The following is a 25,830-nucleotide window of genomic DNA, read 5'->3' as shown; positions in this document are numbered from 1 at the left end:
ACGCCGCCAGGCGCGCGAGGCAGTCGCCGGCCCGACAGGTCGCGGGGAAGTCTTGTCCGGCGCCGTGCCCGGCGCGTCCCAGGTCGCCGGCCACTCGGCGCATAGTAGCGCGACTGGTGTCATTCAACTGCCAATCTGTATATCTGCTGACATGGGAACCTGGGATGGGTGGGGGCGGCGGGAGGATGACGGAGCCGGCGCCGGGGCGCGGCGGCGGAAGGGTGTCCGTCCACCGCGACCGGCCGGTCCACGCCACGCCGTAGGCTGGGGAGCGTGAAGGGCCGCAGCTACGAGGTACGCACGTTCGGATGCCAGATGAACGTTCATGACTCCGAACGGCTCTCCGGTCTACTCGAGTCCGCCGGCTACGTTCCGGTCGGCCCCGGTGCCGAGGCGGACGTCGTGGTGTTCAACACCTGCGCGGTGCGGGAGAACGCCGACAACCGGCTGTACGGCAACCTCGGCCAGCTCGTCCCGGTCAAGAAGAGCCATCCCGGCATGCAGATCGCCGTCGGCGGCTGCCTCGCGCAGAAGGACCGGTCGACGATCCTCGACCGGGCGCCGTGGGTCGACGTCGTGTTCGGCACGCACAACCTGCACCGGCTGCCGGTACTGCTCGAGCGCGCCCGGCACAACGCCGCCGCGCAGCTCGAGATAGCCGAGGCGCTCGAGGTCTTCCCGAGCTCCCTGCCGACCCGCCGGGCGAGCCACCACGCCGCCTGGGTCAGCATCAGCGTCGGCTGCGACAACACCTGCACCTTCTGCATCGTGCCGAGCCTGCGCGGCCGCGAGCGCGACCGGCGCCCCGGCGACGTGCTCGCCGAGGTCGAGGCGCTGGTCGCGGAGGGCGCGCTGGAGATCACCCTGCTCGGCCAGAACGTGAACTCCTACGGCCGCTCGCTGGGCGACCCGGGCGCGTTCGCCCGCCTGCTCGCCGCCTGTGGCCGCGTCGAGGGCCTGGAGCGGGTGCGCTTCACCTCGCCGCACCCCCGCGACTTCACCGACGACGTCATCGACGCCATGGCGGCGACCTCGAACGTCTGCCACCAGCTGCACATGCCGCTGCAGTCCGGTTCGGACGCGGTGCTGCGCCGGATGCGGCGCTCCTACCGCCAGGAGCGGTACCTCGGCATCATCGATCGGGTGCGGGCCGCGATGCCGGACGCCGCCATCACCACCGACATCATCGTCGGCTTCCCCGGCGAGACCGAGGCCGACTTCGCCGACACCCTAGACGTCGTCCGCCAGGCCCGCTTCTCCGGCGCGTTCACCTTCCAGTACTCGCCGCGGCCGGGTACGCCGGCGGCCACGATGGACGGCCAGATCGACCGCGCGACCGTCGCCGAGCGCTACGCCCGCCTCGTCGCCCTCCAGGACGACATCTCCTGGGAGCAGAACCGCGAGCTGGTCGGGCGTCGGGTCGAGCTGCTGGTCGCGGAGGGCGAGGGCCGCAAGGACGACGCCACCGGTCGGATGACCGGGCGGGCCCGCGACGGCCGGCTGGTCCACTTCCACGCCGGTGCCGGTGGCGACGGTGGTGCGGGGGGACGTCCTCGTCCCGGGGACGTGGTGGAGACGGTGGTGACCCGGGGCGCGCCGCATCACCTGACGGCCGACGGCCCGCTGCTGTCGCATCGGCGCACCCGCGCGGGCGACGCCTGGGAGCACGCCCGCCGCGCCGCCGACGCGGGGCCCGAGCAGCGGCCCGCGGTCGCGCTCGGCATGCCGTCGCTGCGCCCGCCCGAGCCGGCGGCCGAGGCCGGTCCGGTGGTCGCGCTGAGCACCCCCCGATGACCTTCGTCGCCGCGGCGGTCTGCCCGCATCCGCCACTGCTCCTGCCGGAGGTGGGGCGCGGGGAGCCCGTGGCCGCCCGCGCCGTCGCGGTGGACGCCGTGCGCCGCCTGGTCGCCGCGTGCCCGGACCGGATCGTGGTCGTGGGCGAGGCGCCGGCCGAGACCCGGTACGGACCGACGGCGACGGGAACGCTCGCCGGCTTCGGGGTGGATCTGACCGTCCCGCTCGGGCCGCCCACCGCCGCGGCGGCGCGGCCAGGGCCGCCCGAGCTGCCGCTGTCCCTGACGGTGGGCGCCTGGCTGCTCGCCGCCGCCGGGTGGGCGGGCGAGCGCTCGGCGCTCGGCGTACCGGCCGCCCACTCGCCGCGTGAGGCGGCGGATCTCGGTGCCGGGCTGGCCGCGTCGAGCGGGCCGGGGGAGCGGCTCGGGCTGCTGGTGATGGGCGACGGGTCGGCCCGGCGCACGCTGAAGGCGCCCGGCGGTCTCGACGAGCGGGCCGCGGCCTTCGACGCCGCCGCGGCCGCCGCGCTGGCCGGCGCCGACCCGGCCGGCCTGCTCGACCTCGACCCGGGGCTGGCCACCGACCTGCTCGCGGCCGGTCGGGCATCCTGGCAGGTCCTCGCGGGGGCGCTGCGGGCCACGACCCCGTGCGGCGCGCCGCACGTCTCCTGGCAGGGCGACGTGACGTACGACGACGCGCCCTACGGCGTCGGCTACCTGGTCGCCACCTGGACCCGCCGTCCCGCCGAGGGCGGCGCGCCACCGGCATGAGCGGCCGCGGACTGCCCGGGCCGGTGGTGGCCGTGGTCGGGCCGACGGCGGCGGGCAAGAGTGATCTGGGCATCGCCCTCGCCCTCGCGCTCGGCGGCGAGGTCGTCAACGCCGACTCGATGCAGCTCTACCGCGGCATGGACATCGGCACCGCCAAGGTTCCGCTCGACGAGCGCCGGGGGGTGCCCCACCACCTGCTGGACGCCTGGGAGGTGACCCGTGCCGCCGACGTCGCGAGCTACCAGCACGACGCCCGGCGGGTGATCGACGGGCTGCTCGCCGTGGGCCGGGTGCCTGTGCTCGTCGGCGGCTCGGGGCTGTACCTGCGGGCCGCCCTCGACGACCTGACCTTTCCCGGCACCGATCCAGCCGTGCGGGCCCGCTGGGAGGAGGAGCTCGCCCGCCGCGGCGCGCCGGCCCTGCACGAGGAGCTCGCCCGCCGCGCGCCGCGCGCCGCCGCGGCGATCCTGCCGACCAACGGCCGTCGCCTCGTGCGCGCCCTGGAGGTCGTCGATCTGACCGGGACCTTCGAGGCGACCCTGCCCGAGCATCACTACGTGTACGACGTCATCCAGATCGGCGTCGACCGCGACGATCTCGACATCCGCATCGAGCAACGGGTGGAGAGAATGTGGCAGACGGGTTTTCCGGACGAAGTGCGACAGTTGTCGGACAAAGGCCTCCGGGATGGTCGTACGGCATCCCGTGCGCTTGGGTATGCTCAGCTGCTCGCGTGGCTTGACGGCGCAATGGAGTCCGCCGATCAGGCCAAGCTGGCAACAATTACCGCGACCCGCCGCTTCGCGCGGCGGCAAAGATCCTGGTTTCGGCGAGATGAGCGGATAGTCTGGCTTCGCCAACCGGACGTCACCCAGGCGCTACGGCTGGTGGGTTCCCTCTGACGGGTGACCGGTCCTCGGCCGATCGCCGGGGCCACGGTCGGCGCCAGGCCGCGGCGCCGCCGGCACCGGCGCGCCGATGGTCGGTCCCGCTCGGCGTCTGGAGAGATCGATGTGACCGCGCCGCCCGCCGCTGGTGACAGCCCGCCCGACCTCACCCTCGTTCCCGCCCTCTACGCCGCCTTCGACGACGGGTCCCTGCGGCTGCACTTCCAGCCCGAGGTGGACCTGCACAACGGGTCGGTACCCGGCATGGAGGCGCATCCGCGCTGGCAGCATCCCGAGCGCGGGGTGCTCGGCCCGGCCGAGTTCATGCCGATCGCGGCCGCCGCCGGCCTCGTCCACCAGGTCGACCAGTGGGTGCTGCGGATGGCGGTCACCGAGGCCCGCACCTGGCACCGGATGGCCGTCGGCACGCCGACCCGCCCGCCCCGCCTGTGGGTGAACGTCGACGGGCGCCAGCTGACCAGCCCCTCGTTCGTCGCCGAGATCGACCGGCTGCTGTCCGGCCGCCTGCTGCCGGTCGGCGCCCTCGGGCTGGAGTTCAGCGAACGCGCCCTGGTCCTGGCCGCACCGGTCGTGCCGCCGCTGCTCGACCGGTTGCGCGCGCTGGGCGTGGCGATCGCCGTGGAGTCGTTCGGCACCTGGTACGGCTCGCTGACCATGCTGGACCTGTTGCCGCTCGATCTGGTCAAGCTCGACGGGGCGTTCCTGCGCGCGACCATGCGCGACCTGGAGGGCGAGGCGGTGGTGGCGGCGATCGTCCGCCTCGCCCACCAGCGGCGCCTGACCGTCGTCGCCGACGGGGTGGACACCGCCAAGCTCGCCGGCCGGGTGCTCGACCTCGACTGCGACCGGGCGATCGGGCCGGTGTTCTGCCCGCCGGTGCCGGTCGAGGACGCCCGGCTGATCGCGCTCGGCCGCGGCCGTCCCGACCGCTGGTACAAACCCCCGGCCTGGTCCGATGATCGTCTTCGGCCCTGGGTCCAGGCGGCCGCCGGCTGACGCCGCCCGTACGATGAGCGCGTGCGGGACGATCGGGAGCTGCGCTTCGTCAAGGGTCATGGCACGGGCAACGACTTCGTGGTGCTGCCCGATCCGGACGGCGACCTCGAGCTGACCCCGGAACTCGTCCGCGCGCTGTGCGACCGCCGCACCGGCATCGGCGCCGACGGCGTGCTGCGGGTGGTGCTCGCGGCCGCCGCGCCCGAGGCCGCCGCGCCCGCCGGCGCCGGGACAGCCCGCTGGTTCATGGACTACCGCAACGCCGACGGGTCGATCGCCGAGATGTGCGGCAACGGCGCCCGGGTGTTCGCCCGCTACCTGGTCGCGGCGGGCTACGCCCAGCCCGGGCGCTTCCCGATCGCCACCCGGGCCGGGCTGCGGCTGGTGGACGTGCCGGCGGTGGGCGACGTCACCGTCGACATGGGCGTCCCGCGGCCCGGCGCGAGTGCCGGGGCGCCGGTCACCGTCGCCGGGCGCTCGTTCACCGCGGCGCCCGTCTCGATGGGCAACCCGCACGCGGTCTGCTTCGCCGACGACCTCGACGCCGCCGCCCTGGCTCGCCTCGACCTGACCCGCCCCCCCACGTTCTCCCCGGTCGACTTCCCGGACGGCGTGAACGTCGAGATCGTCGTCGACCGGCCGGGCGGCGTGGCCATGCGCGTGTACGAGCGCGGGGTCGGCGAGACCTCCTCCTGCGGCACCGGTGCCTGCGCGGTCGCCGTCGCCTGGGCTCGCCGGCAGGGACTGCGTCCCGACGCTCCTCTCGCCGCGCCCCGGTCCGGCTCCGCTGCCGTATCCGGTCTCGGGCCGGTGGTCGCCGCCGCGGCCGCCGGGTCCGCGGTCGAGGTCGCGGTCGACGTCCCCGGCGGGGGCCTGGTGGTCATCTGGCGGTCGGACACGGTGCTGCTGCGCGGTCCGGCCGAGCTGGTGTTCGACGGCGTGGTGCGCCCGGCGGCGCTCGCGGCGCGCGGTCCGCGGGTGCCGACGGACGCCGCCGGAGTGGCCGACGCCGCCGAGGTCCTCGACGCCGGCGTCGACGTCCGTTTTTGACAAGACCACCCACCACGAGCGGTCCTAGGCTGCGGCCATGCCAGCACCGACCTTCAACCTGATCGGCCTGATCGTCACCGACATGGCCCGCAGCCTGGCCTTCTACCGCGTGCTCGGCCTGGATCCGCCGCCCGGCGCCGACACCGAGCCGCACGTCGAGGTCGCCCTTCCCGGCGGGCTGCGCCTCGCCTTCGACACCGAGGGCACCATCCGCTCCTTCGACCCGGACTGGACGCCGTCCGCCGGCGCCGGCCGGCTGACTCTCGCCTTCGCCTGCGACGATCCGGCCGAGGTCGACGCCCGGTACGCCGAGCTGCTCACCGCCGGCCACCGCGGCCACCTGCCGCCCTGGGACGCCTTCTGGGGCCAGCGCTACGCGACGGTCCTGGACCCCGACGGCAACCACGTCGACCTGTTCGCCGCGCTGGCGGCGGCCGCCGACGTCCCGACACCGCCCGCCGCGGTGTCCTGACCTCCGCCGGACGGGCGCAGCAGATCGGTGAGCGTCACCCCGGTCAGCGCGCGCGTGTCACGGGCGAGATGCGCCTGGTCGGTGTAGCCGGCCTCGAGCGCGACCGTGGCCAGATCGCCGCCGTCGCGCGCCGCCCGCAGGGCGTCCTGCAACCGCAGGATGCGCGCCAGCGTCTTCGGGCCGTAGCCGAACGCCCGGCGCGAGCGGCGCAGCAGCTGGCGCTCGCTGAGCCCGGTCGCGGCGGCGACGCCGGCCATCGACGATCGGCCGCCGATCGCCGCGACGATCGCCGGCACCAGCGGATCCGCGAGCTCCCGGTGACGGGGACGGGCGGCCAGCGCGTCCTCCAACGCCTGGGCGGCCCGCTCGCCGCTCGCCGCGAGCCGGTGCGTGAGGCGGCGCGCGGGGCCGCCGCCCCACAGGTCGGCGAGCTGCGGGCGGGCGTCGCGCAGCTCGCCGGCGTCGACGCCCAGATGGGCCGGCGCGTGCCCGGGGTCGAAGCGCACGCCGACATGGCGCACACCCGGCACCCAGTGGGCCAGCTTCGCGACCGTGTCCGGCCCGGCGACGATCAGCCGCCCGTCGGAGCTCCAGATGACGTCGACGCAGCCGTCCGGCAGGATCCGTCGCACCATCGGGCCCGCTTCCAGCCCACTCGCGCCCGCGAACCAGATCGTCGCCGGCAGGCGGGCGGCCCGGCGCTCGCGATACACCGCGCCCACGCTACGCCCGTCGGCTGATCTCCCGGATCGCCTGCCGTGCCCGGTCACGTGGCGCGGCCGTGAGCGCGTCATGATCCCCGCGGGGATGGCGCCGGGTGCGGCGGAGTCACCACGACGGGCGGGATCGCCGGAACGAGGCGGCTAAACCGTTCGCGATCCTCGTTGGGGCGTGGGACCCTGGCAGGCGACGGGACGATTCCGCCGGGGAACACCGAAGCGGTGCGGCCGGGCTGGCCCGGGCCGGCCCCTTCGATGGCGGGATCGCCCCCGGGTCACCGAGAAGGCGTGTGACCTGGCTAAATGAACCGGCGCGGAATGCCGCGGCAGCGGGCCGCGTTGAGAACGGATGGTATGACACTTCCTGCCGACGCCCTGGACGCGTCCACCCTCGACAGATCCCTCATTGAACTCACCGATGACGATTCGGGCAATCTTTCGGGCTTTTTCGCCGAATCCGGCGACGAGCTCGATCTGGCGGACCGAGCGGCCCTGCGTCGAGTACCGGGCCTTGCCACCGAGCTGGACGACGTCACCGAGGTCGAGTACCGCCAGCTGCGGTTGGAGCGGGTGGTACTGATCGGCGTGTGGACCTCGGGCTCGCTGCGGGCGGCCGAGGCATCGATGGCGGAGCTCGCCGCGCTGTCCACCACCGCCGGCTCGGTCGTCCTCGACGCGCTCGTGCAGCGCCGCGACCGGCCGGACGCGGCGACCTACGTCGGTTCCGGCAAGGCCCGTCAACTCGCCGAGGTCGTCGCCGCGACCGGCGCCGACACGGTGATCTGCGACGGCGAGCTCACCCCCGGCCAGCTGCGCCAGCTGGAGGAGATCGTCAAAGTCAAGGTCATCGACCGGACGGCTCTCATCCTGGACATCTTCGCCCAGCACGCGACCTCCCGAGAGGGTAAGGCGCAGGTCGAGCTGGCCCAGCTCCAGTACATGCTGCCCCGGCTGCGTGGTTGGGGTGAGTCGATGTCGCGCGCCGCGGCCAGTGGTGGCGGGCGCGCTCCCATCGGTACCCGCGGCCCCGGTGAGACGAAGATCGAGACCGATCGGCGCAGGCTGCGCGCCCGGATGGCCCGGCTGCGCCGTGAACTCGCCGGGATGTCCACCGTGCGGGAGACCAAGCGCGCGGCGCGGCGGCGCGGCGAGGTGCCCGCGGTGGCGATCGCCGGCTACACCAACGCCGGCAAGTCCTCGCTGCTCAACCGGCTCACCGGCGCCGGCGTCCTGGTGGAGGACGCGCTGTTCGCCACCCTCGACCCGACGGTGCGCCGGGCGACCCTGCCGGACGGCCGCGCGTTCACCCTGACCGACACGGTGGGTTTCGTACGCCATCTTCCCCACCAGATCGTCGAGGCGTTCCGCTCGACGCTCGAGGAGGTCGCCGACGCGGATCTCCTGCTGCACGTCGTCGACGGCTCCGCGCCCGACCCGGCCGCGCAGATCTCCGCCGTCCGCGAGGTCCTCAACGACATCGACGCGGGCGGCGTGTCCGAACTGATCGTCGTCAACAAGGTCGACGCGGTCGCTCCCACCGTCGTCGCGGAGCTTCGCCAGCTGGCGCCCGAGGCGGTGTTCGTCTCGGCCCGGACGGGGGAGGGGCTCGGCGCGCTCGTTGACGCGCTGTGCCTGCGGGTTCCGCACCCGGACGTCGAGTTGACGGTGCTCGTCCCCTATACCCGGGGTGAGCTCGTCTCGCGGGTCCACGCCCACGGCGAGGTACTCGGGCAGGAGCACACGGCAGACGGAACCCGCCTCACCGCGCGGGTGTCGCCGGCACTCGCCGCCGATCTCGACGCCTTCCGGGCCTGACCCACGCCGCGCCGGGTCCGGACGCCTGACCGGCTCCGCTCTGACCCGGCCGAAGCACGCCCGGATCGGCCTGAGTTCGTCGGACCGCGGATCGCCCAGCGGATCGGGCAGACCACGGATCGGCCGGCCGCCACGCGCGGCCGGCCGTCGCGTGGTCAGACCCTGCGCAGCACGGCGACGATCCGGCCGAGGATCGTCGCCTCCTCGCCCGGGATGTCGTTGAAGGCAGGGTTCTCCGGGTGCAGCCAGATCTTCCCGTCGCGGACGCGTAGGCGCTTCACCGTCGCCTCACCCTCGATCATCGCGGCGACGATCTCGCCGTTGTCCGCGACCGGCTGCTGGCGGACCACCACCCAGTCGCCGTCACAGATCGCGGCGCCCATCATCGACTCGCCGACCACGCGCAGCAGGAACAGCGTGCCCTCGCCGACGATCTCCTTGGGCAGCGGGAAGACATCCTCGATCGCCTGCTCGGCGAGGATCGGGCCGCCGGCCGCGATCCGCCCGAGCACCGGCACGTAGGCCGCTGACGCCTCGCCGCCGGGCGCCGCGGCGGCCTCACCGCCGAACGCGGGAACCACCGCGGCCGGCGCCGCCTGGGCGCGGCGGCGCGGGCGGTCCGGGCTGAGCACCTCCATCGCCCGCGGACGGTTCGGATCCCGCCGCAGGTAGCCCTTCTCCTCCAGCACCTTGAGCTGGTGCGCCACGCTGCTCGTGCTGGTCAGGCCGACCGCCTCACCGATCTCGCGGACGCTTGGCGGGTATCCGCGCCGCTCCACGGCGGCCCGGATGACCTCGAGCACCTTGCGCTGCCGGGGGGTCAGTCCGGCCGCGTCCGCGGGGTTTTCGGGAAAGGCCCGCACGTTGCCGCGGGCCCCGCCCCGGCGTGTACCCCTGCCTTGGGTGGTCATCGCTACCGCTCTCCTCGTCGCGTACGTCGTTCGTCGCGTACGTCGTTCGTCACGTACCTACTCGTCGCGTACGTGGTCACCAGCTGGTCACCCCACGTCCGACGGGTGAGCGCCGCGTCGCGGTCGGGATCGCCCGCGATCCCGACACCCCCACGGCGTGCGTCCGTCCGCGACCCGGAGAATCCACCCGGTGCACACCTGATCGTCTTGACGGTAACCGGACGGTCGCGGAATCTCAAACGCTTGTTCGAGCGTGTCCTCTTGCCAGATCCGCGCCGGGTGCGACAATCGACCAGGAGTTCGATCGAACTGGGGTTCGCCCGCCTGGTGGTCCCGGCCCGCTCGCCACGGGAGGATGTCGTGAGTCCCAGCTGCTCGGCGCAGGTCATCGACCTGGCCGTGGTCCGGGAACGGGTCGCCGGGCGGTCCGCGGGAGCGCCGGCTGGCCGTCCCGGTCCTCGATCGGTGCCCGCCAACGCCGGTCTGTTCCCGTCCCATTCCCGGTCCCGCGAGGCGAGGGCGGCGCCTGGTCGGGTGTCGTCGCCGAGCTGCCAGGGGCCGCGGGGCGGTGCGGCGTCGCGCGGGCCCGTGGCGCGCCGGGACGGTGCGAGGTCGGACGGCACCGCGGCGCCGCACGGGCGGGATCCGATGCCGGCGCCTGGTCGCGGGCCGGCCAGCGGGGTTCCGTCGCGGTCGCGAGTGCGACGGGAGCCGGCGCCTCTTCGGCTGACCAGGCGTGGTCGGGTGGTGGTCACCATGGCCGCGGCGATGCTCATCGCGGCCATGCTGGCGGTGGTGGTGCCACGGGCCTCGCTGGCGTGGTCGGACGAGCCGCCACGCGGCCACCTGGTCGTGGCGGGGGAGTCGCTGTGGGAGATCGCCGCCGTGCTCGAGCCGGACGCCGACACGCGCGTGGTGGTCGATCGGCTGATGCGGATCAACGATCTGTCCTCCGCCCAGCTCACCCCCGGCCAGTTCCTCTTACTGGATGGGTGAGGCCCGGCGGGGGTATGTCGGGAGCCGCCTGATCGGACACCGGCGGTCGCGACGGCGGGTGGTCGATGGTCGCCGCGGTGACGCCTCCGCATCGGGCCGGGTGCGGGCGGTTGAGGCGGCTTCGCCCAGGGTCGTCGGGCCCCCGCGGGCTGATGTCCTCGTGTGGCATGCGGGGGGTCGGTTTTCCCATCCATGGGGTCGTGCGCTAAGTTGGACACAACATCTGGTGCTTACGTAGGTGTAAGTCATCCACAGGTGGATCCACAGGTCTTCCACAGAACGAGGGCCGCTCGTCCACAGGTCCCACCGGATCGGTGCGGCGGTGGGGCCCGCGGTCCGTCCCGGTGCGCCGACGTCGGGACGGTGCGGAAGGGCTGTCGGCCGGCTCGGTGAAGGAGGCGTCTCGCGTGCGGTGCCCGTTCTGCCGGCATCCGGACAGCCGTGTCGTCGACAGCCGAGAGGCCGAGGAAGGCTCAGCGATCCGGCGCCGGCGCTCCTGCCTCTCATGCGGCCGCCGGTTCACCACGATGGAGGAGGCGTCGCTGCGGGTACTCAAGCGCAGCGGTGTGACCGAGCCCTTCAGCCGCGCGAAGGTCATCGCCGGCGTGCGCAAGGCATGCCAGGGCCGCCCGGTGCGCGACGATCATCTCGCCCTGCTCGCGCAGCAGGTCGAGGACGCGGTGCGGTCCGCCGGCTCGGCGGAGATTCCCGCGGAGGCGATCGGCCGGGCGATCCTCGGCCCGCTTCGCGAGCTCGACGAGGTGGCCTATCTCCGGTTCGCCTCGGTGTACCTCGCCTTCGAGTCGCTCGCCGACTTCGAGAGCGCCATCACGGCGCTGCGGTCCGAGACCTCCGGCGCCCGCCGCGGCGCGGAAGCGGCCAGGAACGCCGGCCGCCGCGGTGACGACGACGGCCCGAGCTCGGCGACGGGTGCGTTGGAACGCGCCGGACCTGCCGCGGTGCCGCCGGACGGGGAGCTCGACGGCGAGCCCGCCCCCGCCCGCGGCGGCCGCGCGGCGGACGGTGCCGACTCCGCCGCCCGCCGACGCGCCGGCACCAGCCAGCTGAACGTCGTGGAAGGCGGCCTCGGCCGGGACGGGCTCGTCGCGGGAGAGCACGGTGCGGCCAGGGCGCTCGGCGCGCCTGGCGCCACGCCGGCGCGCCACCCCTGACAGCCCGGCGAGGGCCACAGGCCACGCCCCACCCGGCATCCGGCCCGCCGTTTCCCGTCGAGCCCCACCGTCTCGCCGGCCGGTTCCTCTGATCACCGGGGTGCCCTGCCCGACCGGCGAGCGCCGCCGGTACCGCGCGTCCGCCGCCGGTGCGGCCTGGCCGCGGTGTGCGCGGGCGCGCGCCGCGCTCCGCCGGCGCACACGGGCGAAGCCCTGACCATGCGCTCGCCCACGGCCGGGAACGCTGCGCCCCACCGACATGACACGGCACCACGCGCAGGCACGGCACGGCGCAGAGACACAGCACGACGCGCAGGCACAGCACGACGCGCAGACGCAGGACGACGCGCAGACGCAGGACGACGCGCAGACGCAGGACGACGAGAGATACTGACAGGACGAGGAGCGTCATGACCGAAAGTCGCGGTACCAAGGCGGGCAGGTCGGGGGCCAGGACGGCGACCGGGCTGAAGATCCGCCGCTCGCGCACGACCGCCGGGGTCCACCCCTACGACGAGGTCACCTGGGAGACCCGGGACGTCGTCATGACCAACTGGCGGGATGGCTCGGTCAACTTCGAGCAGCGCGGTGTCGAGTTCCCCGACTTCTGGTCGGTCAACGCCTCGAACATCGTGACCAGCAAGTACTTCCGCGGCGCGCCGGGCACGCCGGCCCGGGAGTCCTCGCTGCGCCAGCTCATCGACCGGGTGGTGCTGACCTACGTCGCCGCCGGCCGCGAGCACGGCTACTTCGCCAGCGACGCCGACGCCGAGGCCTTCGAGCACGAGCTGACCTGGATGCTGCTCCACCAGGTCTTCAGCTTCAACTCCCCGGTCTGGTTCAACGTCGGAACCCCCGCCCCTCAGCAGGTGAGCGCGTGTTTCATTCTTTCAGTTGATGACACCATGGAGTCGATTCTCAACTGGTATCGCGAGGAAGGGCTGATCTTCAAGGGTGGGTCCGGGGCCGGGCTCAACCTGTCGCGGATCCGGTCGTCCAAGGAGCTGCTGTCCTCCGGCGGCACCGCGTCCGGGCCCGTCAGCTTCATGCGCGGCGCCGACGCGTCCGCGGGCACGATCAAGTCCGGCGGTGCCACCCGCCGGGCCGCCAAGATGGTCGTCCTCGACGTCGACCACCCGGACATCGTCGAGTTCGTCGAGACGAAGTCGCGGGAGGAGGAGAAGATCCGCGCCCTGCGTGACGCCGGGTTCGACATGGACCTCGGTGGCCGCGACATCGCCTCCGTGCAGTACCAGAACGCCAACAACTCCGTGCGCGTCACCGACGAGTTCATGACCGCCGTCGTCGACGGCACCGGCTTCGACCTGCGCGCCCGCCTCGACGGCCGGGCGATCGAGACGATCGACGCCAAGGGCCTGTTCCGCACGATCGCCGAGGCCGCCTGGGCCTGCGCCGACCCCGGCATCCAGTACGACGGCACGATCAACGACTGGCACACCTGCCCGGAGAGCGGGCGGATCAGCGCCTCCAATCCGTGCAGCGAGTACGTGCACCTGGACAACTCCAGCTGCAACCTGGCGTCGCTGAACCTGCTGAAGTTCCTGCGCCCGGACCGGACGTTCGACGCCGACGCATTCGTCGCCGCCGTCGAACTGATCATCACCGCGATGGACATCTCGATCTGCTTCGCGGACTTCCCGACCCCGGAGATCACCCGGATCACCCGCGCCTACCGGCAGCTCGGCATCGGCTACGCCAACCTCGGCGCCCTGCTCATGGCCAGCGCCCGCGCCTACGACTCGGATGGCGGCCGGGCACTCGCCGCGGCGATCACTTCGCTGATGAGCGGCACCGCCTACCGCCGTTCCGCCGAACTCGCCGGCATCGTCGGCGCCTACGAGGGCTTCGCGCGCAACGCCGACGCCCACCGCCGGGTCGTGCGCAAGCACGCCGCCGCGAACGACGAGGTGCGCACCGTGGACGCCGAGGACGCCCGCGTCCTGGCCGCCGCCTCGAAGGAATGGTCGAAGGCGCAGGCCGTCGGCGAGAAGCACGGCTGGCGCAACGCCCAGGTCAGCCTGCTCGCCCCCACCGGCACCATCGGCCTCGCGATGGACTGCGACACCACCGGCATCGAGCCGGACCTCGCCCTGGTGAAGATGAAGAAGCTGGTCGGCGGCGCCAGCATGAAGATCGTGAACCAGACGGTCCCGGCGGCGCTGCGCGCGCTCGGCTACCCGGAGGAGACGATGGAGGCGATCGTCGAGTACATCGCCGAGCACGGCCACGTCATCGACGCTCCCGGCCTGCGCCCGGAGCACTACGAGGTGTTCGACTGCGCGATCGGCGAGCGGGCGATCTCGCCGATGGGCCACGTGCGGATGATGGCCGCGGTGCAGCCGTTCCTGTCCGGCGCGATCTCGAAGACGGTGAACATGCCGGCCACGGCGACCGTCGAGGACGTCGAGGAGATCTACCTGGCGGGCTGGCAGCTCGGCCTGAAGGCGCTGGCCATCTACCGGGACAACTGCAAGGTCGGCCAGCCGCTGACCGACGTCAGGGGCGCGAAGCAGGCCGCGGACGCGCGGGCGGCCGCGGCCGCGTCGGCGTCCGCCCCGTCCGCCCCGTCCGCCCCGGTCGCCCCGGTCGCCGTGGCGGCGCTGGCGGAGGTGGAGGTGGAGTACCGTCCGGTCCGCCGGCGACTGCCGAAGACCCGCCCGTCGCAGACGGTGTCGTTCACCGTCGGTGGCGCCGAGGGCTACCTGACCGCCGGCTCCTACCCGGACGATGGTCTCGGCGAGGTCTTCATCAAGATGTCGAAGCAGGGCTCGACCCTGGCCGGCGTCATGGATGCCTTCGCCATCGCCATCTCCATCGGCCTGCAGTACGGGGTGCCGCTGGAGGCGTATGTCAGCAAGTTCATCAACATGCGCTTCGAGCCCGCCGGCATGACCGACGACCCGGACGTCCGGATCGCACAGTCGATCATGGACTACCTGTTCCGCCGGCTCGCCCTCGACTACCTCGACGCCGACCACCGCGCCGAGCTCGGCATCTCCTCCGCGGCCGAGCGCACCCGTGCCGTCGCCAGCCAGTACGCCTCGCCCGCCGACACCACCGCCGCGGTGGACGTGCCGGCGGCCCCGGTGTCGGCGCCAGCCGAGGAAGCAGCGGCGGCGGGCGGCGAGCGGTCCGCGTCACCGGCGGCACCCGCGCCGCGGAGCAACGGCGTGGCGGTTGGTCTCGGCCCGGCGCAGGTCGCCCGCGAGCTACGCTTGGCGCCCCCCGGCGAGACGCTCGTCGCGCAGACCGTGGTGGACGCCCCGCTCTGCTTCACCTGCGGCGTGACGATGCGCCCGGCCGGCAGCTGCTACGTCTGCGAGCAGTGCGGCTCCACCAGCGGCTGCAGCTAGCACTGCGCGTCATTTCCTTAAACGCAAGGCCCTCGAGAGGTGGACGGTCGCCTCTCGAGGGCTGGGGGTGTACTCCGGCAGGCAAAGGTCGGCCTTCGCCAGTCGTGAGTCGGGACAGGTGGTGGCGAAGCGGGTGGCGTCCCGGTGGGGCCGCGAACCGCGGCTGTCAGTCCTGACCGCGTTCGTCCGGGGGGGTGACGGTGGCGCTCAGTTCCATGCCGGTCGCGCGCATGGCGGCGAAGAGTCGGTCCATCAGGATCGATGGCTTGCCGGCCTCCAGCTCCCAGATGTACTTCTGCGTCGTGCCCAGCTGGCGCGCGAGCTCACGCTGGCTCATCCCTGACAGCATTCGCGCCTGCGCCAGGATGCGCCCCAGCGACTCCGCGCTTGTGATCTTACCGGTGTACGCCACGCCCATCCCGCCGATGTCGATATAGCCTTCACGTGTGGTGACTATCATATCGAAGTCAAGCGTCTCGACATCAAGAGCCGCGTCGCGTGGGGTGAGGACTACCATATATGGCATGGCGATGACGCGGACGACCGTGTACCTGTCGCTGGACGCCAAGCGGCGGCTGTCGGCCGCCGCCCACAGGCAGCATCGCAGCGAGGCGGATCTCATCCGGGATGCGATCAACAGGCTGTTGGCGGAGGAGCCCGAGCGCCCCCGGCCGAATCCCCCACGGTTCGATGTGGACCCGTCGTTCGCCGATGATGTGGACGATCATCTGTCCGCCGGGTTCGGAGCCGCGGGGCTGGAGGACGGGCTGTGGGACGCCTGATCGTCGACACGTCGGGCTACCTTGCCGGGACGGCCGCCCGACACCCGTTGTGCGGCGCGATTCAGAGCATCCTGCGTGCGGTCATGGAGCCGCCGGTGATCTCTCCCTTCGTCATTGCCGAGATCGACTACATGGTGTTGGCCAAGGTCGGAGTCGCCCAGGAGTTGGCGGCGATCGATGACCTGACCGGCGGTGCCTACGAGATCGCCGAGGTCGACGCCGACGATGTCCGCTCCGCGCGGAGCCTGGTCGCGCGGCACCGTGATCTGAAGATCGGAATCACCGACGCGTTCAACGCCGTACTGGCGGACCGCTACGACACGAACGAGATCCTGACGACCGACGAGCGTCACTTCCGGGCCATCACTCCGCTGAGCCGGAGATTCGACGCGTTCGCCCTGCTCCCAGCTGATCGCCTCTGAGCGGGGGTCAGCGGGCGGTGGCGAGCAGGTCGAGCAGGAGGGCGGCCGTCCAGGAGAAGCGGTTGCTGCCCGCGCCGGAGCCGTCGAGCGGGGAGTAGTACTCGTACATCGCGCCGGAGGCGGCGATCACGTCGACGGTGTTGCGGCGCAGGTCGTCGGCGGCGTCGAGGCGGCCGTAGCGCTCCAGGCCGTCGGCGATCAGCCAGTTCATGTTCACCCAGACCGGGCCCTGCCAGTAGCAGCGGGGCAGGAAGGCCGGGTCGTCCAGCGGGACGCTCGCGACGCCGAAGCGGGCGCAGTAGCGCGGCGAGGTGAGCGTCTTGACCATGCCGTCGACCCGGTCCTCGGGCACGACGCCCGCGTAGAGCGGCAGCAGGCCGGCGATCGTCTCGTGGCGCAGCAGGGTGCGGGTGCGGAAGTCGCGGCTGTAGTAGACGCCGTCGACGACGAGCTGGCCGATCGCCTCCCGGGAGCGGCGCATCGACCGGCGCAGCCCGGCCGGGATGACCTCGCCGATCTCGGCGGCGATGGCGGTCAGGTGCTCGTTCGCGCGGATGAGGATCGCGTTGAACGCGACGTCCTGCACGAGCGGGACGATGGTGCGCCGGATCTCGCGGAAGTCGTAGTGCGCCCCGCGCAGCTCGCGCACGATCCGGTAGAGCGTGAACAGGTCGCCGGAGGTGAGCCGCTCGTCCGGCGGCACCTCCTTGGAGTCGCGGCGCAGCGCGTCGAGCGCGTCGTCGCCGTTGATCCGCCGCAGCGCCCGCACCGCCAGCGGCGCGGCCGGGCGGGTGATCTCCATCCAGGTCGGGGTGTTGTCCATGCCCGACTCCCAGGAGTGGACCAGGGAGACGAGGCCGTCGTCGTCCGGGTCGCGCTCGGTGTAGAGCCACTGGTGGAAGCGCAGCAGGCCGGGATACAGCTGGCGGTAGAACGCGGCGCGCGCCGAGTCCGTCATCATCTCGCCGACCCGCACCGCCGCCTCGGCGATCATCGGCGGCTGCGTGACGCCCGTGCTCTGCGCGCCACCGGCCGTCGTCGTCACCCGATCGCACCGCCAGCGCTGCGGCCCGGCGTGATAGAAGTCCGTGGTCTCCGCGAAGATCACATGCGGGATCATGCCGCTGGGCCACTGCCCGCGCAGCAGCGAGAGGATCTCGGCCGCGGCCCGCTGCGGGTCGAGGTGGCGCAGCCCGATGGCGATGAAGCAGGAGTCCCACAGCCACTGATGGGGGTACAGCGTCGGCGAGGGGCGGGTGATGTCGCCGAGGTCGTTGCCGCGCAGCACCGAGACCGCGGTCTCGCGAAGCGCCGCCAGCTCTGCGGGGAGGCTGGGGACGGGCATCGTGTGAGAGTAGCGGCGTCCTCGCTCGCGCGCGGGAAGGCCGTGCCGGGTGTGGCCTTCCTAACGGTGCGTGTGTCCCGGAGTCACCCCGCCGCTGCGGCTGGCCCGCGGGTGGGCAGCCGTCGGCCACTGATCGGACACGTACGGTCGCGTCGGGGCGGGTGGTGGCCGTTCAGGTATCGCCGTTCGGGGGCTGCCCGGCACCTCTCGGCGGGCATGCGGCGGGCCCCGGCCCGATGGCGGTAGTGGTCCGACAATGTGGCGCGGATGGCAGTCGACGACAGACTCTTACGCTTGGTAGGCGATCTGACACTCACAGCTGATGGCCGTGGTCGTCGGACGCCGTCTCGCCACGCGAGAAGGTCAAGATAGTTCGCTGAACGCGCCACACGACGGGATCTGACAGGTAGTCTTCGCGACAGCGAGTTCAGCGGCTCGAGGGCTTGGGTCTACACTGCCGGTAGGCCCGGCGATCGCTGATGTCCGGGTGCGCCTGCACGGGGAATGGTTCCGCGACTTCGTTCGTTGCCTCCCATGTGCACGGAAACAGACGTCCCACCCGCACCGACCATCGGATTTGCCACTGATGACGCTGCCTGCCCTGGAACTTGCCGAGCGCGCCGACGAGAACCGCCCGCGTAGCACGCGCCGCTCTCGCCGGCCCGCTTCCACTGCCCGTACCTCCAGCCGCTCGCTGGCCGCGGTCCCTGACGACGGCGACGAGCTCGATGTGAGCGCCGTCGCCGAGGTCATCGCCCGTGGCCGCAAGGACGGCGAGATCAGCCGCGCCGAGCTTCGGGACGCGCTCGAGGCCGCCGACATCGGCCTCGAGTTGCTGCCCGCGCTCATCGCGCGGCTCAACGCCGCCGGCGTCGAACTCCTCGAGGAGGAGGAAGGCGAGAGGACCGACGACGCCACCGCCGTCAGTCGCTCCACCGCCGAGCACGCCGGCACCGCCGACCTCGTGCGCATGTACCTGCGCGAGATCGGCAAGGTGCCGCTGCTCAACGCCGCCCAGGAAGTCGAGCTCTCCAAGCGGGTCGAGGCCGGCCTGTTCGCCGAGCACAAGCTGGAGGCCGTCCCCGACCTGCCCGCCGACCTCCGGCGGGACCTCGGTCTGCTCGTCAAGGACGGTCACGCCGCCAAGCAGCAGCTGGTGTCGGCGAACCTGCGCCTGGTCGTCTCCGTCGCGAAGAAGTACAGCGGCCGCGGGATGACCCTGCTGGACCTGGTCCAGGAGGGCAACCTCGGTCTCATTCGCGCGGTGGAGAAGTTCGACTACGCGAAGGGATACAAGTTCTCGACCTACGCGACCTGGTGGATCCGTCAGGCCATCGGCCGGGCGCTCGCCGACCAGGCGCGGACCATCCGCATCCCGGTGCACGTGGTCGAGCAGATCAACAAGATCACCCGGCTGCAGCGCCAGCTCGTCTCCACGCTCGGTCGTGAGCCGACCGACGAGGAGCTCGCGCTCGAGCTGGACATGCCGATCGAGCAGGTCGTCGAGCTGCGCCGTTACGCGCAGGACACGGTCAGCCTGGAGACCTCCGTCGGTGACGACGGTGACTCCGTGCTCGGTGACTTCATCGAGGACTCGGACGCGACCTCGCCGGCGGACGCCGCCTCCTACGGCGCCATGCAGGACGAGATCGAGAACGTTCTCGGTGGGCTCAACCCGCGGGAGCGGGAGGTGATGCGGCTGCGGTTCGGCCTCGCCGACGGCAAGCAGCACACCCTCGCCGAGGTGGGTAACCGGCTCGGGCTGACCCGGGAGCGGATCCGCCAGATCGAGCGCGACACGCTGCGCGAGCTGCGCAAGCCCGCGGTCGCCGGACGCCTTCGGGAGTTCCTCGACTGACCCCCGGCGGTCTCGACCCCGCCGACGAGGCGGGCACGTGTGCGGTCTCGGGTGGCACCCAGGTGGGAGCGCGGCGCGCCGGTGACGGCGCCGCCGCGTGATCAAAGAGCCGGATCTTCGCTGGTCGACAGCGAAGATCCGGCTTCGTCGTCTACGTCCGGCGTGCGGATCCGTTCCGCCGCGGCCGCGAACGCCACCAGTGCCGCCGGGTTCGCCACCGCGTCCAGGCTCACCACGTCGTCGAGCGCGGCGCCGGTGAGCAGCCGCTTGATCGGCACCTCCAGCTTCTTGCCGGTGAGGGTCCGCGGCACCTCGGCGATTTCGATGATCTTGTCCGGGATGTGCCGTGGGCTGAGTTCCGTACGAAGCGTCTCGCGGATCCGCGCCACCAGCTCCTCCGTCAGACCCGGTTCGGTGAGCGCGACGAACAGCAGCAGCCCCCCGCCGCCGGCGGCGTCCGAGACGTCCACCGCGACGCTGTCGCGCACCTCGGGCAGCTGCTCGACGACGCTGTAGAGCTCCCCCGTGCCGATCCGCACACCGAGGCGGTTGAGCGTCGCGTCGGAGCGACCCTCGACGACGACGGCCCCGTCCTCGGTGATCCGGATCCAGTCGCCGTGGCGCCAGATGCGGGGGTAGGTCGAGAAGTAGCTCTCCCGCAGCCGGCTGCCGTCCGGATCACCCCAGAAGGACAGCGGCATTGACGGCATCGGTTCCGTGACGACGAGCTCACCGACCTCGTCGACGACCTCCTTGCCCTCGGCGTCGAAGGCGGCGACGGCGCACCCCAGCGCCCGGGAGCCGATCTCACCGGCCCGCACCGGCCCGGTCGGCAGCCCCGCGACGAGCGCCGTGCACACGTCCGTGCCGCCGCTGATCGACGAGAGGAACACGTCGGAGCCGACGGCCTCGTACACCCACGCGCAGGTGGCGGCGGGCAGCGGCGACCCGGTGGACCCGAGCGTGCGGACCAGGGACAGGTCGGCCTCCTCCCGGGGAACGAGCCCCGCGTCTCGGCAGGAGGTCAGGTAGGCGGCGGAGGTGCCGAGGCAGGTCACCTCCAGCGCCTCGGCGAGCCCGAACTGGGTGCCGAGCGTCGGGTAACCGGGGGCGCCGTCGTAGAGCACCACCGTGGCGCCGACGAGCAGGCCGGAGACGAGGTAGTTCCACATCATCCAGCCGGTGGTGGTGTACCAGCAGAACCGGTCGTCGGGGCCGAGGTCGAGGTGCAGTGCCAGCGCCTTGAGATGCTCCAGCAGAACGCCGCCGTGCCCGTGGACGATCGGCTTGGGCGGGCCGGTGGTGCCGGATGAGTACAGGATCCACAGCGGCGCGTCGAAGGCGACCCGGGTGAACGCCGCCCCGGTGTCCTCGGTGGCCATCAGCTCGTCCCAGGTGAGCAGACCCGGCAGGCCGGCCTCCCGGGCGCGGGCGAAGGCGTCCGGCGACAGGTACGGCACGATCACCGTCGCCGCGAGCTCGGGCAGGTCCGCGGCGAGCCCGGCGAGCGCGGCCAGGGTGTCGTACCCGCGGCCGCCGTAGGTGTAGCCGTCGACGCCGATGAGGACCTTCGGCGCGATCTGCGCGAAACGTGACGACAGGGCGTGCGCGCCGAGTTCGGGGGAGCAGGACGACCAGACCGCCCCGATGCTCGCGGTGGCGAGCATCGCCACGACGGCGTACACGGTGTTCGGCAGCACCGCGCAGACGTGGTCGCCCTCGGTGACGCCGAGGGCGCGCAGCCCGGCGGCGGCGCGGCCCACCTGCCGGCGCAGCTCGTCCCAGGACACGACGACGGTGGCGCCGTCCTCCCGCACGCCGATCACGGCGGGCGCGGGGCCGCGGCGGGTCAACGCGTTCTCGGCGTAGTTGACCCGCGCGCCGGGGAACCAGGAGGCGCCCGGCATCACACGCTCGGTGAGGGCCGGGCCGCCGCCGCGTTCGCCCTCGACCGCGCAGAACTCCCAGATCGACTCCCAGAAGGCCTCGATCTCGGTGACCGACCACTGCCACAGCGCGGCGTCGTCGTCGAGGTACACGCCTCGCTCGGCGGCGAGCCAGCCGCGGTATGCCGTCACCGCGGCCCGCTGGACGCGCCCGGCGGAGGGCTGCCACAGCGGCGTGCCGGGGCGCGTCCGGGGTGCGCCGGTCGTCGGGGCGCCGCCCACGACGCCCGGCCCGAGAGGCCGCTGTGCGGTTCCGTCTGCTGCCACGGAGACTGACCCTAGGGCATTTCGGGCGGGATGATGGTCAACCTCGGGGGTGCGGTGATCGGCGGTGTTCATTGCTGGGGCTGCCCGTGGGTATCACTTCGGGCTACCGTCAAGAGGTGACAGTGCCGGGTGAGGTGACAGTGCCGGATGAGACGCAGCGCCCCGTCGGGACGCGGCGGGTGGGCGACGCCACGCGGGGCAGCCATGCCGGCCGTCCCGCCGGCCCGCGGGATCCGGCCAGAACGAGTGGGCCCGAGCGGGCTGCCCGCGTCGGCCCGGCCGCGGTGGCCGAACCCGCGCCGCCCGCACCCGACGAGCCCGCCGCCGAACCCACCGTGCTGGCCTGGGACCCGGCGATGGCGCACTACGACTTCGGCCCGCAGCATCCGATGCATCCGGTCCGGCTTGGCCTGACCATGGACCTCGCCAGCCAGCTGGGCGTCCTCGACGCGCCCGGGCTGCGGATGGCGACGCCCAGCCTGGCCGCGGACGAGCTGATCGAGCTCGTCCACGACCCGATCTACCTCAGCGCGGTGCGAGCCGCGCCCGATCCCGCCCGGGCCCGGATGGCCGCCCTGTTCGGCCTCGGTACCAGCGACAATCCGATCTTCACCCGGATGCACGAGGCCGCGGCACTGATCACTGGCGGGACGATCGAGGCGGCCCGGGCGGTCTGGTCGGGGCCGCCCCGGCACGCGGTGTCGCTCGCCGGCGGCCTGCACCACGCGATGGCGGGGATGGCCAGCGGCTTCTGCATCTACAACGACCCGGCGATCGCGATCGCCTGGCTGCTGTCGGCCGGCGCGACCCGCGTCGCCTACGTCGACATCGACGTCCACCACGGTGACGGCGTGCAGGCCGCGTTCTACGATGACCCGCGGGTGCTGACGATCTCGCTGCACCAGTGCGGCCGCTCCCTGTTCCCCGGCACGGGTTACGCCGACGAGTGCGGATCACCGAACGCGCGCGGCACCTCCGTCAACGTCGCGTTACCTCCCGGCACCGATGACGCCGGCTGGTTGCGGGCCTACTCGGGCGTCGTCCCGGTCCTGCTGCGCGCCTTCCGCCCGCAGGTCCTCGTGACCCAGCACGGCTGCGACACCCACCTCCTGGATCCGCTGGCCGACCTGCGGATGTCGGTCGACGGGCAGCGGGCGTCCTACGAGGCGCTGCACGCGCTGTCCCACGAGCTGTGCGACGGCCGCTGGCTGGCCTGCGGCGGCGGTGGCTACGCGCTGGACGCCGTGGTCCCGCGGGCGTGGACCCAGCTGCTGGCCGTCGCCGCCCACCACACCCTGGAACCCGGCACCGAGCTGCCGCCGCAGTGGCGGGCCGCGGCCCCGCAGCGGGTGCGGGCGGCGACCGGCGAGGTCTCCATCGGCGGTACCGTCGGCATGCCACGCACCCTCGGCGACGGTGTCAGCGTGCGCTACCGCCCCTGGGACGCCGGCGAGGGCGACCCCGACAACCCCCTGGACCGGGCGGTCGCCGAGACCCGGCGGGCAGTGCTCCCGCTGCACGGCCTGGACCCGACAGTGGACCGGTGAGCGCGCCGCGGTGAACGCCGAGCGCGATCCGAGCCGGGACCGGTCCGCGCCCACGCGTCCGGCCAGCAGGTATCCGGCCGAGTGGGAGGCCGATGTCATCCTCGCGGACGGCGGCACCGCCCACGTCCGGCCCATTCTGCCCACGGACGGCCCGCTGCTGCGGGTGTTCTGGAGCCGGCTGTCCGCCCAGTCGATCTACTTCCGCTTCTTCACCGCCCGCGGTGCCCTGACCGACGAGGACATCCACCGGATGACGGTCGTCGATCAGCAGCGGCGCGGTGCCCTCGTCGCGATGATCGGCGACGACCTGGTCGCGGTGGCGCACTGGGAGGGCAGCACAGCGGTGGAGGATACGGCGCTGCCGACCCAGGCCGAGGTCGCCTTCCTGGTGGAGGACGCCCAGCAGGGTCGCGGGCTCGGCTCGATCCTGCTCGAGCATCTGGCCGCCGCCGCCTGGGACCGCGGGATCCGACGCTTCGACGCGGACGTCCTCGGTGAGAACCGCCAGATGATCCGGGTCTTCCTCGAGGCCGGCTACACCGTGTCGCGGGCCTGGGACTCCGGCGCCGTGCGGCTGTCGTTCGCGATCACGCCCACGGAGCGCTCGGTCGAGGTGATGCGAGCCCGCGAGCACCGCGCCGAGGCCGCCTCGATCGGCCGGCTGCTGCACCCGCGGGCGATCGCCGTCATCGGCGCCGGCCGCCGCGCCGACTCGGTCGGCAACGCGGTGCTGCGCCACCTGCTCGCCGGTGGCTTCGACGGCCCGGTGTACCCGGTCAACCCGGGGGCGGCCGCGGCGGGCACCGCGGTGGCCTCCATCCGCGCGTACGCCGGCATCGAGGAGGTGCCCCGGCCGGTGGACCTCGCCGTGGTGTGCGTGCCGCCGGCGCGGGTGCCGGCCGTCGTCGCCGCGTGCGGGCGGGCCGGGGTTTGGGGTCTGGTCGTGCTCACCGACCAGCGCGACGACGCCGCCGACGACGCCCTGGCCGCCGAGGCCCGGGCCGACGGCATGCGGGTCGTCGGCCCGGCGAGCATGGGCCTGCAGAACCCGGCGGTGGGGCTCAACGCCTCCATGGTGCCGTGGATGCCGCCGGCCGGGCGGATCGGCTGCTACTCGCAGTCCGGACCGTTCGGCGGCGCGATTCTGGAGGCCGCCGCCGCGCGCGGGGTGGGGCTGTCGGTGTTCGTCTCCGCCGGGGACCGCGCCGACGTGAGCGGCAACGACCTGCTCCAGTACTGGGAGCAGGACGCCGACACCGACGCGGTGATCATGCATCTGGAGACGTTCGGCAATCCGCGCAAGTTCGCCCGGCTCGCCCGCCAGCTCGGCCGCCGCAAGCCGGTCGTGACGGTCTACTCCGGACGCTCGGCCCTCGACGACGCGCTGTTGCGCCAGGCCGGGGTGATCGGGGTGGACCGCATCTCCCAGGCGTTCGACGTGGCGCTGCTGCTCACCTCCCAGCCGCCGCCGACAGGTGGCCGGGTCGCGGTCGTCGGCGACTCGCGGGCGCTGGTCCGGCTCACCGCGCACGCCGCGGACGCCGCCGGGCTCGTCGCCGAGGAGGTGCTGCTGCCCGGCGGCGGCGATCCCGCGGCGTTCACCGCCGCCGTGCTGGCGGCGGCGCGCCGGGCGGACGCGGTGATCGTCACGTTGGTCCGGCTGCCGACCGCCACGCCCCTGCCGGTGTCGGCCGCCGTCGCCGAGGCGGCCCAGCGGATCACGGTGCCGCTGCTGCTCGCCCTGCAGGGCGTCGCGTTGCCGCCCGAGCTGACCGGCGTCCCGGCCTACCCGTCGCCGGAGGCGGCGGTGTCCGCGCTGCGCCGGGCGGTCGGCTACGCGCAGTGGCGAGCCCAGCCGTCCGGCACCGTGCCGCCGTTCATCGTCCGCGGCGGCGACGCCCGCGCCCTCGTCACCGGCCAGTCCGGGCGGCTGCCCGACGAGCAGGCCGCGGCGCTGCTGGACTGCTACGGCATCACCGTGCAGCCGGCCCCGGTCGTGACCTCGGCGAGCCGCGCCGTCGAGGTGGCCGACGGGCTCGGCTATCCGGTCGCGCTCAAGGCCCGGGCCCGGCCCTACCGGCACCGGCCGGACCTGCGAGGCCAGCGGCTCGACCTGCCCGACGCGGCGGCGGTGCGCGCCGCCTGGACGTCGCTGCGCGAGCAGCTCGGGCCGGATCTGCCGATCGCCGTGCAGCGGATGGCGCCGGTCGGCGTGTCCGTGGTCGTCGGCTCGGAGGAGCATCCGCAGTACGGCCCGCTGGTGTCTTTCGGCCTGTCCGGCCCGGCGACCGAGCTGCTGGGGGACCGGGTCCACCACATCCTGCCGCTCACCGACGTCGACGCGGCCCGGCTGGTGCGCTCGGTGCGGGCGGCGCCGCTGCTGCTGGGCTATCACGGGTCGAGCCCGGTCGACGTGGCGGCGCTCGAGGACCTGTTGTTGCGCCTCGGCCGGCTGGCCGACGACCTCCCCGAGGTGGTTCATCTCACTCTTGACCCGGTGGTGGTCTCGACCGGGCGTGTCACCGTCCTGTCCGCGGAGGTGATGGCCGGCCGGTCCACGCCCCGCGCGGACGCCGGTCCGCGGCGGTTCTGGGCTCCCGTCCTGCCAGGCACCGACATGGCGGCGGCGCGGGGCGGTTCGGCACAACATGGTCACACCGGCCACAATCGTCTCCCATGACGTCGC

21 protein-coding genes are annotated in these 25,830 nt (G+C 73.2%); 16 read left to right on the top strand and 5 right to left on the bottom strand.

Annotated elements, in window-relative coordinates:
* Positions 1-315: 315 nt before the first annotated feature.
* The 6 genes from miaB (at position 316) to C1A33_RS17875 (ending at position 5,990) form a co-directional block, all read left to right on the top strand.
* Positions 316-1,794 carry a tRNA (N6-isopentenyl adenosine(37)-C2)-methylthiotransferase MiaB gene (gene miaB, locus C1A33_RS17900; RefSeq protein WP_243407682.1) on the top strand — a complete coding sequence of 493 codons (1,479 nt, stop codon included), beginning with the start codon at positions 316-318 and terminating at the stop codon, positions 1,792-1,794.
* On the top strand, positions 1,791-2,564 hold the full coding sequence (locus C1A33_RS17895) for a class III extradiol ring-cleavage dioxygenase family protein (RefSeq protein ID WP_101832614.1): 774 nt from the start codon (positions 1,791-1,793) through the stop codon (positions 2,562-2,564). Before miaB ends, C1A33_RS17895 begins: the two co-directional genes overlap by 4 nt.
* Positions 2,561-3,466, top strand: coding sequence for a tRNA (adenosine(37)-N6)-dimethylallyltransferase MiaA (gene miaA, locus C1A33_RS17890; protein WP_101832613.1), 906 nt, complete (start codon positions 2,561-2,563; stop codon positions 3,464-3,466). Before C1A33_RS17895 ends, miaA begins: the two co-directional genes overlap by 4 nt.
* A gap of 111 nt (positions 3,467-3,577) precedes the next feature.
* Complete coding sequence (locus tag C1A33_RS17885; RefSeq protein WP_101832612.1) at positions 3,578-4,468, top strand: EAL domain-containing protein; 891 nt, start codon at positions 3,578-3,580, stop codon at positions 4,466-4,468.
* A 21-nt stretch (positions 4,469-4,489) separates the two neighbouring features.
* Positions 4,490-5,518: a diaminopimelate epimerase gene (gene dapF, locus C1A33_RS17880; protein WP_101832611.1), complete on the top strand. Its 1,029-nt coding sequence runs from the start codon at positions 4,490-4,492 to the stop codon at positions 5,516-5,518.
* A gap of 37 nt (positions 5,519-5,555) precedes the next feature.
* Positions 5,556-5,990 carry a VOC family protein gene (locus tag C1A33_RS17875; protein ID WP_101832610.1) on the top strand — a complete coding sequence of 145 codons (435 nt, stop codon included), beginning with the start codon at positions 5,556-5,558 and terminating at the stop codon, positions 5,988-5,990.
* Here C1A33_RS17875 and C1A33_RS17870 read toward each other — a convergent pair.
* Complete coding sequence (locus C1A33_RS17870; protein ID WP_243407681.1) at positions 5,891-6,712, bottom strand: AraC family transcriptional regulator; 822 nt, start codon at positions 6,710-6,712, stop codon at positions 5,891-5,893. The two genes, C1A33_RS17875 and C1A33_RS17870, sit on opposite strands and share 100 nt — an antisense overlap.
* Positions 6,713-7,063: 351 nt before the next feature.
* Here C1A33_RS17870 and hflX point away from each other — a divergent pair, with 351 nt between their 5' ends.
* A complete protein-coding gene (gene hflX / locus C1A33_RS17865) occupies positions 7,064-8,524 on the top strand; it encodes a GTPase HflX (RefSeq protein ID WP_101832608.1) in 1,461 nt (486 codons plus the stop codon).
* A gap of 155 nt (positions 8,525-8,679) precedes the next feature.
* On the opposite strand, the gene lexA is transcribed toward hflX, so the two are convergent.
* Positions 8,680-9,435, bottom strand: a complete 756-nt coding sequence (gene lexA / locus C1A33_RS17860) for a transcriptional repressor LexA (RefSeq protein WP_101832607.1) — start codon at positions 9,433-9,435, stop codon at positions 8,680-8,682.
* 744 nt (positions 9,436-10,179) lie between these two features.
* Between lexA and C1A33_RS17855 the strand changes: the two genes are divergently transcribed.
* From C1A33_RS17855 to C1A33_RS17845, 4 genes are all read left to right on the top strand, one after another.
* Complete coding sequence (locus C1A33_RS17855) at positions 10,180-10,431, top strand: LysM peptidoglycan-binding domain-containing protein (RefSeq protein WP_243407679.1); 252 nt, start codon at positions 10,180-10,182, stop codon at positions 10,429-10,431.
* 389 nt (positions 10,432-10,820) lie between these two features.
* Complete coding sequence (gene nrdR, locus C1A33_RS37735) at positions 10,821-11,603, top strand: transcriptional regulator NrdR (protein WP_480014516.1); 783 nt, start codon at positions 10,821-10,823, stop codon at positions 11,601-11,603.
* Between the two features lie 259 nt (positions 11,604-11,862).
* A complete protein-coding gene (locus C1A33_RS37480) occupies positions 11,863-11,997 on the top strand; it encodes a hypothetical protein (RefSeq protein WP_279354648.1) in 135 nt (44 codons plus the stop codon).
* 16 nt (positions 11,998-12,013) lie between these two features.
* On the top strand, positions 12,014-14,977 hold the full coding sequence (locus tag C1A33_RS17845; RefSeq protein WP_101832604.1) for a vitamin B12-dependent ribonucleotide reductase: 2,964 nt from the start codon (positions 12,014-12,016) through the stop codon (positions 14,975-14,977).
* Positions 14,978-15,143: 166 nt separating this feature from the next.
* Here C1A33_RS17845 and C1A33_RS17840 read toward each other — a convergent pair whose 3' ends face one another.
* On the bottom strand, positions 15,144-15,494 hold the full coding sequence (locus C1A33_RS17840) for a helix-turn-helix domain-containing protein (protein ID WP_243407678.1): 351 nt from the start codon (positions 15,492-15,494) through the stop codon (positions 15,144-15,146).
* Between the two features lie 7 nt (positions 15,495-15,501).
* Here C1A33_RS17840 and C1A33_RS17835 point away from each other — a divergent pair, with 7 nt between their 5' ends.
* Both C1A33_RS17835 and C1A33_RS17830 read left to right on the top strand, forming a co-directional pair.
* Positions 15,502-15,759 (top strand): ribbon-helix-helix domain-containing protein, encoded by a 258-nt coding sequence (locus tag C1A33_RS17835; protein WP_101832603.1) that lies wholly within the window; start codon positions 15,502-15,504, stop codon positions 15,757-15,759.
* Positions 15,747-16,181 (top strand): PIN domain-containing protein, encoded by a 435-nt coding sequence (locus C1A33_RS17830; protein WP_101832602.1) that lies wholly within the window; start codon positions 15,747-15,749, stop codon positions 16,179-16,181. Before C1A33_RS17835 ends, C1A33_RS17830 begins: the two co-directional genes overlap by 13 nt.
* A 7-nt stretch (positions 16,182-16,188) precedes the next feature.
* Here the strand turns inward: C1A33_RS17830 and C1A33_RS17825 are convergent, their stop codons facing one another.
* Positions 16,189-17,526, bottom strand: coding sequence for an amylo-alpha-1,6-glucosidase (locus tag C1A33_RS17825; protein ID WP_101832601.1), 1,338 nt, complete (start codon positions 17,524-17,526; stop codon positions 16,189-16,191).
* Positions 17,527-18,112: 586 nt separating this feature from the next.
* Here C1A33_RS17825 and C1A33_RS17820 point away from each other — a divergent pair.
* Positions 18,113-19,384, top strand: a complete 1,272-nt coding sequence (locus tag C1A33_RS17820; RefSeq protein ID WP_101832600.1) for an RNA polymerase sigma factor — start codon at positions 18,113-18,115, stop codon at positions 19,382-19,384.
* A 101-nt stretch (positions 19,385-19,485) separates the two neighbouring features.
* Here the strand turns inward: C1A33_RS17820 and C1A33_RS17815 are convergent, their stop codons facing one another.
* Complete coding sequence (locus C1A33_RS17815; RefSeq protein WP_243407691.1) at positions 19,486-21,552, bottom strand: acetoacetate--CoA ligase; 2,067 nt, start codon at positions 21,550-21,552, stop codon at positions 19,486-19,488.
* 179 nt (positions 21,553-21,731) lie between these two features.
* On the opposite strand from C1A33_RS17815, the gene C1A33_RS17810 reads away from it, so the two are divergent.
* Positions 21,732-23,144: an acetoin utilization protein AcuC gene (locus C1A33_RS17810; protein ID WP_423748100.1), complete on the top strand. Its 1,413-nt coding sequence runs from the start codon at positions 21,732-21,734 to the stop codon at positions 23,142-23,144.
* Positions 23,145-23,154: 10 nt separating this feature from the next.
* Positions 23,155-25,824 carry a bifunctional acetate--CoA ligase family protein/GNAT family N-acetyltransferase gene (locus C1A33_RS17805; RefSeq protein WP_101832598.1) on the top strand — a complete coding sequence of 890 codons (2,670 nt, stop codon included), beginning with the start codon at positions 23,155-23,157 and terminating at the stop codon, positions 25,822-25,824.
* Positions 25,825-25,830: the final 6 nt, after the last annotated feature.

Source organism: Frankia canadensis (genome assembly GCF_900197875.1).
GTDB classification, from domain to species: domain Bacteria; phylum Actinomycetota; class Actinomycetes; order Frankiales; family Frankiaceae; genus Frankia; species Frankia canadensis.
Note: the sequence above shows the minus strand (reverse complement) of the source record. Positions and strands in the feature narration are given on the sequence as shown.

Bases quoted from the DNA above. Each gene is read 5' to 3' on its own strand.
- C1A33_RS17895 (WP_101832614.1), top strand. From the start codon at position 1,791: ATGACCTTCGTCGCCGCGGCGGTCTGCCCGCATCCGCCACTGCTCCTG.
- miaA (WP_101832613.1), top strand. From the start codon at position 2,561: ATGAGCGGCCGCGGACTGCCCGGGCCGGTGGTGGCCGTGGTCGGGCCG.
- C1A33_RS17825 (WP_101832601.1), bottom strand. From the start codon at position 17,526: ATGCCCGTCCCCAGCCTCCCCGCAGAGCTGGCGGCGCTTCGCGAGACC.
- lexA (WP_101832607.1), bottom strand. From the start codon at position 9,435: ATGACCACCCAAGGCAGGGGTACACGCCGGGGCGGGGCCCGCGGCAAC.
- C1A33_RS17820 (WP_101832600.1), top strand. From the start codon at position 18,113: ATGACGCTGCCTGCCCTGGAACTTGCCGAGCGCGCCGACGAGAACCGC.
- hflX (WP_101832608.1), top strand. From the start codon at position 7,064: ATGACACTTCCTGCCGACGCCCTGGACGCGTCCACCCTCGACAGATCC.
- C1A33_RS17835 (WP_101832603.1), top strand. From the start codon at position 15,502: ATGGCGATGACGCGGACGACCGTGTACCTGTCGCTGGACGCCAAGCGG.
- miaB (WP_243407682.1), top strand. From the start codon at position 316: ATGAACGTTCATGACTCCGAACGGCTCTCCGGTCTACTCGAGTCCGCC.
- C1A33_RS17840 (WP_243407678.1), bottom strand. From the start codon at position 15,494: ATGGTAGTCCTCACCCCACGCGACGCGGCTCTTGATGTCGAGACGCTT.
- C1A33_RS17875 (WP_101832610.1), top strand. From the start codon at position 5,556: ATGCCAGCACCGACCTTCAACCTGATCGGCCTGATCGTCACCGACATG.
- C1A33_RS37480 (WP_279354648.1), top strand. From the start codon at position 11,863: ATGACACGGCACCACGCGCAGGCACGGCACGGCGCAGAGACACAGCAC.
- C1A33_RS17845 (WP_101832604.1), top strand. From the start codon at position 12,014: ATGACCGAAAGTCGCGGTACCAAGGCGGGCAGGTCGGGGGCCAGGACG.